Below are 13,808 nucleotides of genomic sequence, written 5' to 3'. Positions count from 1 at the left end.
TCCCCTCATGAGCGACGAGGTCTACTCCCACGGCCACCACCCCAGCGTCACCGCGGCGCATGCCGCCCGAACGGTCGCGACATCGGCCGCGTACCTCGAGCCGCTCCTCGAGAGCGGGATGGACCTGCTCGACATCGGCTGCGGCCCCGGCAGCATCACCGCCGGATTCGCCGATCTCGTGGTCCCCGGCGCGGTGGTGGGTATCGACAGCTCGGCGGACGTCATCGCGGAGGCCTCCGAGGCCCACGCCGACCTCCTGAACCTGACGTTCCGCGAGGGCAACGTCTACGACCTCGATGCCGCCGACGAGTCCTTCGACGTCGTCCACGCCCATCAGGTCCTCCAGCACCTGGCCGATCCCGTCGCTGCGCTCCGCGAGATGCGACGTGTGGTGCGGCCCGGCGGGCTCGTCGCGGTCCGCGAGGCCGACTTCGGGGCGATGACCTGGTTCCCGGCCGTCGACGAGCTCGACGAGTGGCGCGGGCTCTACGGGCACCTGGCCCGCGGGAACCGGGGCGAGCCCGACGCAGGGCGGCGACTCCCCGGCTGGGCCGCGGCGGCAGGCTTCGCGGAGATCGAGGTGTCGTCGTCGAACTGGACCTACTCCGCCGAAGCGGACCGCCGGTTCCTCGCGGACTCCTGGGCGGACCGGGTACTGCACTCCGCCTTCGCGACGCAGGCGCTGGAGCGCGGGCTCGCCGAGCAGCAGACCCTCCGGCGGCTGGCCGAGGGTTGGCGCCGGTGGGCACGGCGCGACGGCGGCGTCTTCCTCATGCCGAGCGTCGAGATCCTTGCCCGGGGCTGAGACGGGGCAGCACGTGTCCGCCGTCGTGCTCCTGCTCCAGCGCGTCCGCTCGGGGGCCCGCCGGTCCTAGCCACGGCGCCGGGCGCCGCTAGGCTGTCCGCATGTACCGCATCGTCACCGTCTGCACCGGCAACATCTGCCGCTCCCCCATGGCCGAACTCATGCTGGCCCACGCGTTCGCCCGGGCGGGCATGGCGGACGACGTCCTGGTGGACTCCGCGGGCACCACGGACTGGGAGTCCGGGCGACCCATCGACGAGCGCGCGGCAGCGAAGCTGACGGAGCTGGGCATCGAGAGCCACCTCCACCGAGCGCGGCGCTTCGAGAGCGCGTGGTACCGCGAGCGGGATCTCATCCTGGCGCTCGACCTCGACCACTACCGCGAGCTGCGCTCCGAAGCGCCCGACGACGCGTCCCGGGACCGGATCCACCTGCTGCGCGAATTCGACCCGTCGACCACGGACACCGACCTCGAGGAGCTCGGCATCTACGACCCCTGGTACGGCGACTCCAGCGATTTCGAGGCCACCTGGGGCATGGTCGACGGCGCCGTCGACGGCGTGGTCCGCTTCGTGCGGCAGGAGCTCGACGCCGGCGGGCCGGACGCCTGATCCCGGACGCTTACCATGAACGGGTGAACCCCTCGCTCTGGCTGGCGCTGCTCGGCGCCGGAACCCTCATCAGCTTCGTGCCCGGAGCAGGTGCGGTGAACACGATGAGCAACGCCCTCACGGTCGGGTTCCGGCGCTCCATCTGGGGCATCCTGGGCCAGCAGGCCGCCCTGCTGGTGCACATCGGGATCGCGGCCGCCGGGGTCGGGATCCTGGTGGCGAACTCGCCCCTCGCCTTCGACCTCATCCGCTACACGGGCGCGGCCTACCTCGTGTACCTCGGCGTGAGGAAGTTCCTGCAGAAGCCCGACCACGGTGCTCTCCACGCCCTCCGCGGTGCCGAGGGACGGCTCACGATGTTCCGCCGCGGGGTGTGGGTGAACCTGCTCAACCCCAAGGCCGTCGTGTTCTTCCTCGCGCTGATCCCCCAGTTCATCCGGCCGGACGAGCCCCTCCTGCGTCAGTACGGCGTGCTGGCAGCGACCGTCGTGGTGATCGACGTCCTCGTCATGTGGTTCTTCTACGCCGGGACCGCCCGCTCGTTCCGCCGCTTCACGCGCGGCGACCGCGGCCAGACCATCCTCAACCGGACCTTCGGCTCGCTCTTCGTGGGCGTCGGCGCGCTGCTCGCGCTGGCCTGAGCCGTGCCCGCCGACACCCCGCTCCTCATCGCCGTCGACGGCCGGTCCGGTGCGGGCAAGACGACCCTCGCCGTCGAGCTCGCCGCCCTCCTCCGCGAGCACCACACCGTGTCCGTGTTCCACCTCGAGGACATCTATCCGGGCTGGGACGGTCTCGACGACGGCGTGGCACGCTACGTGGAGCACGTCCTTGTGCCGCTGCGCTCGGGCAGCACCGCCCGCTGGAACGCCTGGGACTGGACGGCCGGCCGGGACGGGCCGGAGCGCACGACGGCCGCCGCGGAGATCGTCCTGCTCGAGGGCGTGGGGGCGGCGACGGCGGCGGCACGCGCGCATCTCGACGTCGTGATCTGGGTCGAGGCCGACGCCGCGGTGCGGCACCGCTCGGCGATCGCCCGCGACGGCGAGACCTACTCCCCCTTCTGGGACCGCTGGGCCGACCAGGAGTCCGCCTGGCTCGCCGTCGACGATCCGAGCGGAGCGGCCGACGTCGTCGTGCGGGGGCACACCGGCGAACCCACGCCACCGGCGGTGCGCCTGGCCCTCACCGCCCTGCCCGCCTGTGCCGGGCTGCTCGCACCGGAGCGTGCCGTGCGGCGCGGACTGGTCCTCGCCGCCGAGCGCATCGACGCCGCTCGGGGTGCCGGGCCCGACCCTGCGGCGCTGTTCTCGGCGCTCTACGCGGAGTCCGCCGCAGCGGTGTGGCTCGACAGCTCGGATGCGGCAGGTGCGGGTGGGGACGGCGTGGCCCCGGGCGGGCGCAACCGCTTCAGCATCCTGGCCGACGACGGCGGTGCCTTCGGGCAGCAGGCCTTCCACCGGGACGGGGTCACGGAGATCAGCGCGGGCGCCGTGACGGCGCGCGTGCGGGAGCCGTTCTTCCGCTGGCTCGACGACGCCTGGGGCCGGCGGGCGGTCCGCTCGCCCGAGGGTCTCGCCTGCGACTTCGGGCTCGGCTGGCTCGGGTACCTCGGCTACGAGCTCAAGCGGGAGACCGGGGGTTCCTCCGGTCCGCCCGCCGGCGAGGCCCTCCCGGATGCGGCGCTCGTCTTCGCCGGGCGCGCCGTCGTGATCGATCATGCGGACCGAGCCGTGCACCTCCTCACGCTCTCCGACGGACGGCCCGATCCCGAGCGGGAGGCGTGGTTGGCGCGGGCACGGCGTGCCGTCGCCTCCGCCGCACCTCCCGGCACCGGGAGGCCGTTGCCCGTGCCCGCCTTCACCCTCCGTGACACGCGCGCCGAGTACCTTGCGAAGATCCACCGGGCGCAGGCGGAGATCACGGAGGGCACCACCTACGAGGTGTGCCTCACGACGTCGCTGTCCGCCGAGGTGCCGCGTGTCGACGCCCTGGCGGCCTACCTCCGCCTGCGCGCCGTGAGCCCCGCGCCCTTCGCCCACTTCCTCCGCTTCCCCGGCTTCGCGGTCGCGAGTTCCTCCCCCGAACGCTTCCTCCGCGTGACCGCCGACGGCGCCATGCGTGCCGAACCGATCAAGGGGACGCGGGGCCGCTCCACGGACGCCGCCGAGGACGCGGCCCTGCTGGAGGACCTGCGGACCTCGCCCAAGGACCGCGCGGAGAACATCATGATCGTGGACCTCCTGCGCAACGACCTCTCCCACCACGCCGTCCCCGGCTCCGTGACCGTCAGCCGGCTGTGCGCGATCGAGACCTACGCCACGGTCCACCAGATGGTCAGCACCATCGACGCGCGCCTGCGCCCGGGCAGCCCCCGCGCCGGCGTCGTCGCCTCGGCCTTCCCGGCCGGGTCCATGACCGGCGCCCCGAAGATCAGCACCATGGCCGTCCTCGACGCGCTCGAGCGCGAGCCGCGCGGGCCCTACTCGGGGGCCGCCGGGTACTTCAGCCTCACCGGGGCCACCGACCTCGCCGTGGTCATCCGCACCCTCGTGCTGCAGGACGGACCGGACGACGGCGGCACCCGGCTGACCCTCGGCGTGGGCGGAGCGATCACCGCGGACTCCGTCCCGGACGACGAGTGGGACGAGATCCGGACGAAGGCGCGCGGAGTGCTCTCCGCGCTCGGGGCCCGCTTCCCGGAACACGACGCACCGACGGGCTGAGCCCGGCCGACGTCGACAGGGCACGGGAAGAAAGGTCTGGTGCCCCGTGACCCGTATCCCTACGATGATCTTCTAGGCCGATCGCCGATACCGGCGACGCAGCTCCGGGGCGAGTCACCCTGGGACGGGCCGTGGCGCAGATGGGGGATTCTTCCGAAATGAAGTCGTTCGCGTGTGGTGACGTGGTTCCGGGCTGCGACGCCCGCTGGACGGTCGAGTCCGAGGACGAGCTGCTGGCCGGCGTCCGCGACCACGCTGCGGCGGTCCACGGGCTCACGGACCTGCCGCCCGCCGTCGTCGCCGCCGTGCGTGCGCGGACGACGACCGCCTGATCCCGGGCACGTCGACAGCTCCGGGGCGGTGGTGGCCCATGCATGACATCGGGACGGTCCTCCTGCTGGAGGACCAGTGGAGCAGGGACCTCGAGTCGGCATGCCGGGGTGAGGGCATCGTGTCGATGTACCAGCCGATCGTGGACACGACGCGCGCCACGATCGCCGGCTTCGAGGCACTGCTGCGCTTCCCCGGGTACGGCGAGAAGAACCCCGCGGCGTGGTTCACCAAGGCCCGCGAACTCGGACGCGCCGCAGATCTCGAAGCAGCAGCACTGCGGGTCGCCCTCGCGCACCGGTCCGGACTCCCCCGGAACACCTTCCTCACGGTCAATGTCTCGCCGGACCTCCTCTCCTCGCCTGCGATCCGCTCCGTCTGGGAGGAGAGCGGGAACCTCGCCGGGCTGATCGTCGAGCTCACGGAACACTCCGCCATCGAGTCCTACGCCGCACTGGAGCCGGACCTCGACCTCCTGAAGGAACGCGGCGCACTGATCGCGGTGGACGACGCCGGCTCCGGGTACGCGGGGCTGCAGCACCTCCTCGCCCTCCGCCCCTCCTTCATCAAGATCGACCGGGACTTCATCAGCAACATCCACCACGACGAGGCGCGCCGTGCCCTCGTCGACATGCTGGGATCCTTCGCCGACAGGATCGACGCCTGGATCATCGCCGAGGGCGTGGAGCAGGTGGAGGAACTAGACGTGCTGGCGTCCCTCGGCGTCCCGCTCATGCAGGGCTATCTGCTCGGCCGCCCTGCCCTGCCCTGGGTCGGTCTCGACGAGGGCATGGCGCGGCACCTCGCGACACGCTCCGGCACCGGCCGCGCTCCCGCCATCCGGGCGATCACCGAGACCGCCCTCACGGTGCGGGACCTCACGGAAGCGGGGCGGCCTTCGCCACCCAGCCCCTGCTCACGGAGGTGGTCCTCCTTGCCGCCGGACGCCCGGTGTCCGTCCTCACCCGGGAGGACACCGTGGCCGGGGCGGTGCCGCCGGGGATGTGCGTGAACATCCACACACCCATCCGCGAGGCCCTCGCCCGCTGTATCACCCGCGACGAGCCGTCGCGCTTCGGCCCGGCCATGGCCACCGACGACGCCGGTCGCTTCGCGGGACTCGTCCGGCTGGAACGGCTCATCACCGCGCTCACGGACGAGCCGGCCGTCGCCGACGGGTCGACGAGCGGGGGATGCGCCGTCCCCAGCGAGGCTCCTTGAGGGGAAAAAGACCTGCACGCGAGCAGGAGCACCGGGTTGCCCGGCCAGAGTGGAAGGACGCAACCGAAGACCTGGACCTGTCCGCGTCCTGACGTTGACTACATCGAAGCGCGTGCGCGGACGTGGGGTTCCGCCCTCCGGGAGTCAAGAAGGCTTCCAGGGGGCGATCTCGACGACCCTCCGGCACAGGCGCCCTGATCGAGGCGCCGATCGCAAGCGCTTCCAGCCCGCGGTGCGCAACTTCCCAGCTTCATGGCCGAGGGTGAGACTGAAAGGCAACGACGCGAGGGAGACATCATGAGTTCGGGCCACCTTGAACGGGTCGTCGCTGCGGCACGCTCCAGCCGCTCCCACACCACCATCGAGGGCCTGCACCCCGACACCGGTGCCCTGTCCCTGACGGAGCTGCAGGTGGCCGCGGCGTCGGCCGTCAGCAGCGGGGAGCCCCTGGCTGTCGTCGCCGCCATGGCGGACCTCCCCTCGCTCGCGGTCCTGGACGCCGTCGACGCACTGCAGCCCGGGTCCCACTGACCGCTGCGGATCGGGCCGGCGCCGGTCCGTGCCGCCGGCCAGGGACTAGGGTCGATGCATGAACGCCCTCCAGCCGACCGTCCTCCGCGGCAACGGGGTCATCCTCGAACCCCTCGCTCCGGACCACCATGACGGACTGGTCGACGCCGCCCGGGACGGACGCCTCTGGGAGCTGTGGTACACCTCGGTCCCCGAACCCGAGGACATGAGGCAGGAGATCGAGCGACGCCTCACCCTGCAAGACTCCGGATCCATGATCCCGTTCACCGCGCGGACCGTCGAAACGGACGGGCCGGGCCGGATCATCGGGATGACCACCTACATGAACATCGATCGGGACACGCCCCGCGTCGAGATCGGCTCCACCTGGAACGCCGCCTCGGCGCACCGCACGGGCACCAACACCGAGTCCAAGTACCTCCTGCTGCGCCACGCCTTCGAGGTGTTCGGGTGTCCCGCCGTCGAGTTCCGCACCCACTGGCTGAACCGCCAGTCCCGTGAGGCCATCACCCGCCTCGGCGCGAAGCAGGACGGCGTCCTCAGGAGCCACACCCGTGCGCGGAACGGCGAGCTGCGCGACACCGTCGTCTACTCGATCCTCGCCCACGAGTGGCCGATGGTGCGGGACGGCCTCCTGTTCAGGATGGGTCGGCGCTCGTCCTGACGGCCGGCCGGACGCCCTCGTCGCCTACGCTGTCAGGCATGACTGTTCTGGTGTTCCTCGACCCGGCCCACGACGACGGCACCGTGGCCGACGCCTCCCGTCCCCAGCTCATGGCCACCGATCTCGGCGCCACCCGGGGGGACGGCATCTTCGAGTCGATGCTGGCCGTCGGCGGGACACCGCGCAAGGAACAGGCCCATCTCGATCGGTTGGCGGCGTCGGCCGCCGCACTGGACCTGACCGTGCCCGGGGCCGGCGCCTGGAGCCGCGCGATCCGCACGGGTCTCCGCGAGTTCGCGGCGGCCGAGCCCGACCGCACGCACGCCGTCGTGAAGCTGATCGCGACGCGCGGCGTCGAGGGTGCGGGCAGCGCGACCGCCTGGGTGCAGGTGTCCCCCGTCCCGGCGTCGACACTGGCGCAGCGGGCGACAGGGCTCCGGGTGCTGTTCCTCGAGCGCGGGTACGACAGCACCGTCGCCCAGCGCGCGCCCTGGCTGCTCATGGGGGCCAAGACGCTCTCCTATGCCGTCAACATGGCGGCCGTGCGCTATGCCAGGGCGCACGGTGCCGACGACGTCATCTTCACGTCCTCCGACGGCAAGGTCCTCGAGGGCCCCACGTCCACGGTGCTGCTCGCCTACGACCGCGACGGGCGGAAGACCCTGCTCACCCCGCAGCTCGAGAGCGGCATCCTGGCCGGCACGTCACAGAGCGCGCTCTTCGCCGCGGCGAAGGAGCAGGGCTGGGAGCTGGGCTACGGACCGCTCGAGCCGCACCACCTGCTCGAGGCCGACGCCGTGTGGCTCATCTCGAGCATCCGGCTCCTCGCGCCCGTCCTCTCCCTCGACGGCCAGGACCTCCGGACGTCGACGGCCCTGACGGCCGAATTGGCCGAGCTCGTCGACCGATTCGTGTAATCCTCGCCACAATCGGGCCCGAAAGGGCCGAATGCGACGTCGATCGTGGCTTTTCACCGGCCGGCGTTTTGACCCGGCCCTCCCTGCTGGCCTAGCGTTTTCCTGAAATCAAGAGTTCCAGCCCACGGCCCTGGCCGGCTGGACAGCAACCCTCTCCCGTAGTGGGGTGCTCCAGGTGAAGATTCGGCCGCCGGGATAAGTCCCCCGGATGGCAAGTACGGCGTCGTGCGGTCCAGCACCGGAAATTCCCGGGTCCCCCGTTCCGCATCTGCGCGCACAGCCCAGAACAGCGAGCGTGTCACCCAGCAGCAAGCAGCCCTTCCTCCTGCCGCCCCGCGGCGTCCCCGACACTCCATCCTCCGCGCCCGCCAGCGGGCGCATCTTCGACGAAGGACCCCCATGACAATCTCCCGCAAGCTCCTCGCGGCCCTCACCGTCCCCCTGCTCGCTCTCACCGTCTCCTGCGGCAGCTCCTCGAGCGAGCCCACCGAGAGCACCGACGCGCTGGCCGGCAGCGACCAGCAGTCGCTCGACCAGTACACCACCGAGGACACCACGCCGATCGACGAGATCGACACGTCCGGGCTCGGCCTCATCACCGACGGCACCCTGCGCGTCGGTACGCTCTCGGACGCACCGCCGAACATCTTCCTCGAGGACGGTGTGTTCACCGGCTACGACAACGAACTGTTGCGTGCCATCGGCGAGAAGCTCGACCTCGAGGTCGAATTCGCGTCCACCGACTTCTCCGCCCTCCTCGCGCAGGTCCAGAACAAGCAGTTCGACGTCGGATCCTCCTCGATCTCGACGACGGCGGCCCGCCGCGAGAACGTCGGCTTCACCAACGGCTACGACTTCGGCTACATGGCCGTCGTCACGAAGGACGGCTCCTCCGTCACGGGCTTCGACTCCCTCTCGGAGAGCACCCGCATCGGCGTGGTCCAGGGTACGGTGCAGGACGACTACGTCTCCAACACCCTGGGTCTCGAGCCGGTCCGCTTCCCCGACTACAACACCGTCTACGCGAACGTGAAGAACGGTCAGGTCGACGCCTGGGTCGCCCCCTCCCAGCAGGCCACCGGCCAGGTGAAGGAGGGTGACGGCACGACGATCGCCGAGACCATCATCAACACGGAGAACTTCACCGCGTACGCCGTCAACAGCGACAACAAGGCGCTGATCGACGCGCTCAACGCGGGCCTCGACGCCGTGATCGCCGACGGCACGTGGACCGAGCTCACCCAGGAGTGGTACCCGGACCGCGAGCTCCCCTCCGACTGGAAGCCCGGCAGCAAAGCCGCGGTCGTGAAGTAGCCGGTCCTGCATGGATGCCTTCGAACAACTCGGTAAGACGTTCTTCGACTGGGAGGCGATGGCTGCCGTCCTGCCGGACCTCCTGACCGTCGGACTGCCCAACACCCTCCTGCTCGCGCTGGCCTCGGGCGTCATCGGCACGATCGTCGGCATGCTCCTCGCCATCATGGGGATCTCCCGCAACCGCGTGCTCCGGTGGATCGCCCGCATCTACACGGACATCTTCCGCGGCCTCCCCGCCGTCGTGATCATCCTGCTCATCGGCCTGGGACTCGGTCCGATCCTCCGGCAGCTCACGGGCAGCACGAGCCCCTATCCGCTGGGCATCCTCGCGCTCTCGCTGATCGCGTCGGCGTACATCGGCGAGATCTTCCGCTCGGGCATCCAGAGCGTGGAGAAGGGCCAGCTCGAGGCCACCCGGGCGCTGGGCTTCAGCTACGGCTCGTCCATGCGGCTCGTGGTCATCCCCCAGGGCGTCAGACGCGTGCTGCCCGCCCTGGTGAACCAGTTCATCGCGCTCATCAAGGAGTCCTCGCTCATCTACTTCATCGGCCTCGTCGCCAGTGAACGGGAGCTCTTCCGGGTGGGCAACGATGCCGCGAGCAACACGGGCAACCTGTCGCCGCTCATCGCGGCCGGAGTCCTGTACCTGTGCCTGACCATCCCGCTCACGCACCTGGTGAACTTCATCGACCACCGGCTGCGCGTCGGGCGGAAGCAGAAGCCCGAGCTGGAGGACCTCACCACCATGAGCGAAGGAGCACGGGCATGAAGGCCATCGAGTCGGGCACGCTGACCGGACGGGGCCTGCACCTCTCCTTCGGCTCGAACCACGTGCTGCGCGGTATCGACCTGCACGTGGAGCGGGGCACCACGGCGTCCGTGATCGGCCCGTCGGGGTCCGGCAAGTCCACGCTGCTGCGCGTCCTGAACCGCCTCATCGAGCCGGACCAGGGGGACATCCTCCTGGACGGGCGCTCCGTCCTGAAGGACAACCCGGACGAGCTGCGCCGCCGCATCGGGATGGTGTTCCAGCAGTTCAACCTGTTCCCGCACAAGACGGTGCTGGAGAACGTCACGCTGGCCCTGCGCAAGCTGCGCGGGATGTCGGCGGACGAGGCGCGCCGGAAGGGCCTCGCCCAGCTGGACCTCGTGGGCCTGAAGCACAAGGCCGATGCCCGGCCGGGCAACCTGTCCGGCGGGCAGCAGCAGCGCGTGGCGATCGCCCGTGCCCTGGCGATGGATCCCGAGGTGATGTTCTTCGACGAGGCGACCTCGGCCCTCGACCCCGAGCTGGTCAAGGGGGTGCTGGCCCTCATGGCGGATCTCGCGTCGGCGGGCATGACCATGGTCGTGGTCACGCACGAGATGGGGTTCTCCCGGAACGTCTCCGACACGGTGACGTTCATGGACGCCGGCGTCGTCGTCGAGTCCGGTCCGCCGGCGGCGATCTTCGACGACCCGCGGACGGCCCGCCTGCGATCGTTCCTCTCGGACGTCCTCTAGCCGGACCGCCGGCACGGACGATGCGCCCACAGGGGGCCCGCCACGGCGGGCCCCCTGTGGCGTCTGCCCCGGCCGTCATCCCGGCGCGTTCCTCCCGACGGCGTCAGGACAGGATGAAGTTCCAGGTCCCCGCGAGGACGGCCGCGGTGACCGCACCGGCCGCGATGAGGAGCCCGACGGCCGCGACGACGGCGTCGAGCGCCGAGAACGAGCTCTCCCGGGCCCAGGTGCGTGTCCCGCCACCGAAGCCGCGGGCCTCCATGGCCGTCGCGAGGCGGGTGGCGCGCCGGATCGCCTGCACGATCAGCCCGAAGGACTGCCCGAGGAGGTTGCGGGTGCGCGCGCCGACGGACCCGCCCGATCCCACACCGCGCGCGTGGCGGGCCAGCCCGAGCGTCTCCCACTGCTCCACCAGCAGACCCGCGAGCCGCAGCGACGCGAGCCCGCCGAGCACGAAGCGGTGCGGCAGGTGCAGCTTCTGCGCGAGGGCGTCGGCGAGGTCGGTGGGGTCGGTGGTGAGCAGGACGAAGATCCCCGGCAGCGCGAGCGCGAGCCCGCGGAGTCCGACGGCGATCCCCGACGCGACGGAGTCCTCGGTGAACAGGAACGGCCCCACGTCGAGCACCACCCCACCGGTCTTGTCGGCCAGCAGTGCCGTGCCGTAGGCGCCGATCAGGGCGGCGACCAGCAGCGGCCAGATCCGGCGTGCCAGTGCCAGGACGCTGATGCCGAGCAGGGGCATGAGCACCAGTTCGCAGGTGAGGACCACAGCCGCGCTGACCCAGTCGATGCTCGCCATCAGGGCGAGCGTGATGACGGTGGCAGCGAACAGCTTGGACACCGGGTTGGCCCGCAGGAGCGTCTTCCCGGTCAGGACCGGTGTCAGGTAGTCGGTGCTCATCGGTGCACCAGGGTCCCCGCACCGCCGGAGACGTGCAGGGTCGCTCCGCCCAGTGCGTCGATGAACTCGGCGTCGTGGGTGACGGAGAGCACGGCCACACCGTCGTCGACCAGTTCGCGGAGCAGGGTGACGAGCTCGGCCCAGGTCAGGGCGTCCTGTCCGAAGGTCGGCTCGTCGAGGATCAGGATCCGCGGCGCGGTGGCGAGCATCGTCGCCACGGACAGGCGGCGCTTCTCGCCACCGGAGAGCGTGAAGGGGTTGGCCTGCAGGAGGTGCGTGAGGCGGAGGCGCTCGGCGAGTTCAGCGATGCGTCCAGGAGCCTGCGCGCCGCCCACCCTGGCCGGGCCGACGGCGAGCTCCTCCCCCACGCTCGCGGTGAGGAACTGGTGCTCGGGTTCCTGGAACACCGTCCCGATGCGCTGGACGAGCTCGGTGGACCGCCACCGGAAGGGGTCGTCACCGGCCGTGCCCGTGAGGGCCGGGACGGCCCGGACCGAGCCGGCCCGGGGGCGCAGCAGACCGCCGAGGGTCAGGGCCGCCGTCGACTTCCCGGCACCGTTGGGGCCCGTGATGCCGAGGGCCTGGCCGGCACGGACGGTGAGGTCGAGCCCGGCGACGGCGACCGGACCGCGCTTCGTGCGCGCGACGTCGAGCCCGGTGGCTGCGAGGAGCACCTCCCCTCCGGCGGACGTCGGCACGGCGCCGCCGACGGCGGGCCGTCGACCGGGCACCCACACACCCGCCTGTTCGAGACGGCTGCGGGTCGCCTCCTGCACGAGGACCTGTCCGGGTGCGCCGTCGGCGAGGACACCGCCGTCGGCATCCAGCACGATCAGGCGGTCGACGACATCGGCCCACACCGCGACCCTGTGCTCGACGACGACGAGCGTGGCCCGGGTGCGATCGAGGACCCGGATCACGGCGTCCCGGACCTCGAGGACGCCGTCCGGGTCGAGGTTGGCCGTGGGTTCGTCGAGCAGCAGCAGTCCGGGCTCCATCGCGAGGACGGAGGCGAGTGCGAGGCGCTGCTTCTGCCCGCCGGACAGAGCGGTGGTGGGGTGGTCGAGCGGGAGGTCGAGGCCGACGTCGTCGAGCGCCCGGTGCACGCGTCGCCAGATCTCGTCCCGCGGCATGGCGAGGTTCTCGGCCGCGAAGGCCACCTCGTCGCCGACGCGGGCGAGGACCACCTGGGACTCCGGGTCCTGCAGCACCAGACCCGCGCGTCCCCGCGCCGCGGCGGGCGGGACGCCGTCGAGCAGGAGGTCCCCCTCCTGCTCACCCTCGTCATTGCTGCCGAGCACGCCGGCCAGCGCGTGGAGCACCGTGGACTTCCCCGCGCCGGAGGCACCGAGCAGCAGCACCCGCTCTCCGGGCGTCAGCTCGAGGTCGAGGTGCCGGGCGGCGAACGCCCTGCGCCCGGCATGACGCCAGCCCCACCCCCGCGCGCTGACCTGCACGGCGCGCGGGAGGGGCCCGCCGAGTGGTGTCACACGTCCGCCGTGCGGCCGGCGGCGAACGAGGACAGCACGCCCGTCCGCGCCAGGCCCCGGGTGGCGAGCCAGGACAGCAGCCCGGCGATGACGACGCCGGAGATGGCCGCGAACAGCACGTAGAGGAGCTTGAACTCGATGGTCCACAGCGCGTTGTACAGGATGTTCTCGCTGATCCCGAGCGCCAGTCCGGCACCGAGTCCGGCCAGCAGTGCCACGGGGAGGTTCCATCTCCGGTAGAGGAACAGCAGGAACACGAGTTCCGCGCCGAGACCCTGGATGGCGCCGGAGACCAGAACGGCCATCCCGAACTGCGTGCCGATGAGGGCGGACACGGCGGCTGCGAGGACCTCGCAGTAGATCGCCGCCCCGGGTTTGCGGATGATCAGGCCGCCGAGGACGCCGGCGATCAGCCAGCCCCCGGAGTACAGCCCGCCGAGCGGCGGGAAACCGGCGGTGAGCAGACTGATGCCCGAATAGCCGGCGGACCACGCGAAGAACAGGACGCCGACGGCGACCGCGATGACCGAGGCCACGACGATGTCGACGACGCGCCACTGGTTGGTGTGCCGGGAGACGCCCCTGAGGGCGGTGGGTGATGCCATGGTGGATCCTCCTGAGGTACAGGAGGGGGGAGTGCCGGTATCGCCGGGGCGGTGTCCGTGCACTCCGAGAACTCGACTCCCTTCGCCGGTACTAGCCGGATCAGGTTCGAGGGTCTGCGGCGGTCCGCACTCTCAGCGCCCGACCCGGCAGCGTGCTGCGGGTCTGCGCTCCCCTGTCGTGTGATGG

At 71.4% G+C, this 13,808-nt stretch carries 16 protein-coding genes and 2 riboswitches; of the genes, 13 read left to right on the top strand and 3 right to left on the bottom strand.

Going from position 1 to position 13,808, the window contains the following annotated elements:
• Positions 1–7 precede the first annotated feature (7 nt).
• The 13 genes from ASF21_RS04315 (at position 8) to ASF21_RS04260 (ending at position 10,625) form a co-directional block, all read left to right on the top strand.
• A complete protein-coding gene (locus tag ASF21_RS04315; protein ID WP_055767226.1) occupies positions 8–805 on the top strand; it encodes a methyltransferase domain-containing protein in 798 nt (265 codons plus the stop codon).
• Between the two features lie 101 nt (positions 806–906).
• The gene (locus ASF21_RS04310) at positions 907–1,416 is read left to right on the top strand and encodes a low molecular weight protein-tyrosine-phosphatase (RefSeq protein WP_055767223.1); all 510 of its coding nucleotides are present in this window, start codon (positions 907–909) and stop codon (positions 1,414–1,416) included.
• 23 nt (positions 1,417–1,439) lie between these two features.
• Complete coding sequence (locus tag ASF21_RS04305; RefSeq protein ID WP_055767220.1) at positions 1,440–2,057, top strand: LysE family transporter; 618 nt, start codon at positions 1,440–1,442, stop codon at positions 2,055–2,057.
• 3 nt (positions 2,058–2,060) lie between these two features.
• Positions 2,061–4,142, top strand: a complete 2,082-nt coding sequence (pabB, locus tag ASF21_RS04300; RefSeq protein WP_055767217.1) for an aminodeoxychorismate synthase component I — start codon at positions 2,061–2,063, stop codon at positions 4,140–4,142.
• Positions 4,143–4,300: 158 nt separating this feature from the next.
• A complete protein-coding gene (locus ASF21_RS16310; RefSeq protein WP_082471216.1) occupies positions 4,301–4,474 on the top strand; it encodes a DUF1059 domain-containing protein in 174 nt (57 codons plus the stop codon).
• Positions 4,475–4,512: 38 nt separating this feature from the next.
• Positions 4,513–5,484 carry an EAL domain-containing protein gene (locus ASF21_RS04295; protein ID WP_055767213.1) on the top strand — a complete coding sequence of 324 codons (972 nt, stop codon included), beginning with the start codon at positions 4,513–4,515 and terminating at the stop codon, positions 5,482–5,484.
• Positions 5,481–5,693 carry a hypothetical protein gene (locus ASF21_RS04290; RefSeq protein ID WP_157365732.1) on the top strand — a complete coding sequence of 71 codons (213 nt, stop codon included), beginning with the start codon at positions 5,481–5,483 and terminating at the stop codon, positions 5,691–5,693. Before ASF21_RS04295 ends, ASF21_RS04290 begins: the two co-directional genes overlap by 4 nt.
• Before the next feature lie 297 nt (positions 5,694–5,990).
• Positions 5,991–6,224: a hypothetical protein gene (locus ASF21_RS04285; RefSeq protein WP_055767207.1), complete on the top strand. Its 234-nt coding sequence runs from the start codon at positions 5,991–5,993 to the stop codon at positions 6,222–6,224.
• A 58-nt stretch (positions 6,225–6,282) separates the two neighbouring features.
• Positions 6,283–6,888: a GNAT family N-acetyltransferase gene (locus tag ASF21_RS04280; protein WP_055767204.1), complete on the top strand. Its 606-nt coding sequence runs from the start codon at positions 6,283–6,285 to the stop codon at positions 6,886–6,888.
• A 38-nt stretch (positions 6,889–6,926) separates the two neighbouring features.
• Positions 6,927–7,805 carry an aminodeoxychorismate lyase gene (locus ASF21_RS04275; protein ID WP_055767201.1) on the top strand — a complete coding sequence of 293 codons (879 nt, stop codon included), beginning with the start codon at positions 6,927–6,929 and terminating at the stop codon, positions 7,803–7,805.
• Between the two features lie 106 nt (positions 7,806–7,911).
• Positions 7,912–8,029, top strand: a riboswitch (SAM riboswitch).
• 175 nt (positions 8,030–8,204) lie between these two features.
• Positions 8,205–9,119 carry an ABC transporter substrate-binding protein gene (locus tag ASF21_RS04270; RefSeq protein ID WP_055767198.1) on the top strand — a complete coding sequence of 305 codons (915 nt, stop codon included), beginning with the start codon at positions 8,205–8,207 and terminating at the stop codon, positions 9,117–9,119.
• 10 nt (positions 9,120–9,129) lie between these two features.
• Positions 9,130–9,891 (top strand): amino acid ABC transporter permease, encoded by a 762-nt coding sequence (locus tag ASF21_RS04265; protein WP_055767195.1) that lies wholly within the window; start codon positions 9,130–9,132, stop codon positions 9,889–9,891.
• A complete protein-coding gene (locus tag ASF21_RS04260; RefSeq protein WP_055767191.1) occupies positions 9,888–10,625 on the top strand; it encodes an amino acid ABC transporter ATP-binding protein in 738 nt (245 codons plus the stop codon). The genes ASF21_RS04265 and ASF21_RS04260 overlap by 4 nt, the downstream gene beginning before the upstream one ends.
• Before the next feature lie 103 nt (positions 10,626–10,728).
• Here ASF21_RS04260 and ASF21_RS04255 read toward each other — a convergent pair whose 3' ends face one another.
• The 3 genes from ASF21_RS04255 to ASF21_RS04245 are packed head-to-tail and all read right to left on the bottom strand — an operon-like array spanning position 10,729 to position 13,621.
• Positions 10,729–11,526, bottom strand: a complete 798-nt coding sequence (locus ASF21_RS04255) for an energy-coupling factor transporter transmembrane component T family protein (RefSeq protein ID WP_055767188.1) — start codon at positions 11,524–11,526, stop codon at positions 10,729–10,731.
• Positions 11,523–13,016, bottom strand: a complete 1,494-nt coding sequence (locus tag ASF21_RS04250) for an ABC transporter ATP-binding protein (protein ID WP_055767185.1) — start codon at positions 13,014–13,016, stop codon at positions 11,523–11,525. Before ASF21_RS04250 ends, ASF21_RS04255 begins: the two co-directional genes overlap by 4 nt.
• A complete protein-coding gene (locus ASF21_RS04245; RefSeq protein ID WP_055767182.1) occupies positions 13,013–13,621 on the bottom strand; it encodes an ECF transporter S component in 609 nt (202 codons plus the stop codon). The genes ASF21_RS04250 and ASF21_RS04245 overlap by 4 nt, the downstream gene beginning before the upstream one ends.
• Positions 13,622–13,681: 60 nt before the next feature.
• Positions 13,682–13,806, bottom strand: a riboswitch (TPP riboswitch).
• Between the last annotated feature and the right edge of the window lie 2 nt (positions 13,807–13,808).

Origin of the sequence: Arthrobacter sp. Leaf234 (assembly GCF_001422665.1) — a bacterium.
In the GTDB taxonomy this organism is placed as follows: domain Bacteria; phylum Actinomycetota; class Actinomycetes; order Actinomycetales; family Micrococcaceae; genus Arthrobacter_D.
This window is presented reverse-complemented; position numbering and strand designations above follow the sequence as displayed.

What these genes read in the sequence shown, in the direction of transcription:
- ASF21_RS04265 (WP_055767195.1), top strand. Translation starts at nt 9,130, where the DNA reads ATGGATGCCTTCGAACAACTCGGTAAGACGTTCTTCGACTGGGAGGCG.
- ASF21_RS04285 (WP_055767207.1), top strand. Translation starts at nt 5,991, where the DNA reads ATGAGTTCGGGCCACCTTGAACGGGTCGTCGCTGCGGCACGCTCCAGC.
- ASF21_RS04260 (WP_055767191.1), top strand. Translation starts at nt 9,888, where the DNA reads ATGAAGGCCATCGAGTCGGGCACGCTGACCGGACGGGGCCTGCACCTC.
- ASF21_RS04255 (WP_055767188.1), bottom strand. Translation starts at nt 11,526, where the DNA reads ATGAGCACCGACTACCTGACACCGGTCCTGACCGGGAAGACGCTCCTG.
- ASF21_RS04270 (WP_055767198.1), top strand. Translation starts at nt 8,205, where the DNA reads ATGACAATCTCCCGCAAGCTCCTCGCGGCCCTCACCGTCCCCCTGCTC.
- ASF21_RS16310 (WP_082471216.1), top strand. Translation starts at nt 4,301, where the DNA reads ATGAAGTCGTTCGCGTGTGGTGACGTGGTTCCGGGCTGCGACGCCCGC.
- ASF21_RS04280 (WP_055767204.1), top strand. Translation starts at nt 6,283, where the DNA reads ATGAACGCCCTCCAGCCGACCGTCCTCCGCGGCAACGGGGTCATCCTC.
- ASF21_RS04275 (WP_055767201.1), top strand. Translation starts at nt 6,927, where the DNA reads ATGACTGTTCTGGTGTTCCTCGACCCGGCCCACGACGACGGCACCGTG.
- ASF21_RS04295 (WP_055767213.1), top strand. Translation starts at nt 4,513, where the DNA reads ATGCATGACATCGGGACGGTCCTCCTGCTGGAGGACCAGTGGAGCAGG.
- ASF21_RS04310 (WP_055767223.1), top strand. Translation starts at nt 907, where the DNA reads ATGTACCGCATCGTCACCGTCTGCACCGGCAACATCTGCCGCTCCCCC.
- ASF21_RS04315 (WP_055767226.1), top strand. Translation starts at nt 8, where the DNA reads ATGAGCGACGAGGTCTACTCCCACGGCCACCACCCCAGCGTCACCGCG.
- ASF21_RS04245 (WP_055767182.1), bottom strand. Translation starts at nt 13,621, where the DNA reads ATGGCATCACCCACCGCCCTCAGGGGCGTCTCCCGGCACACCAACCAG.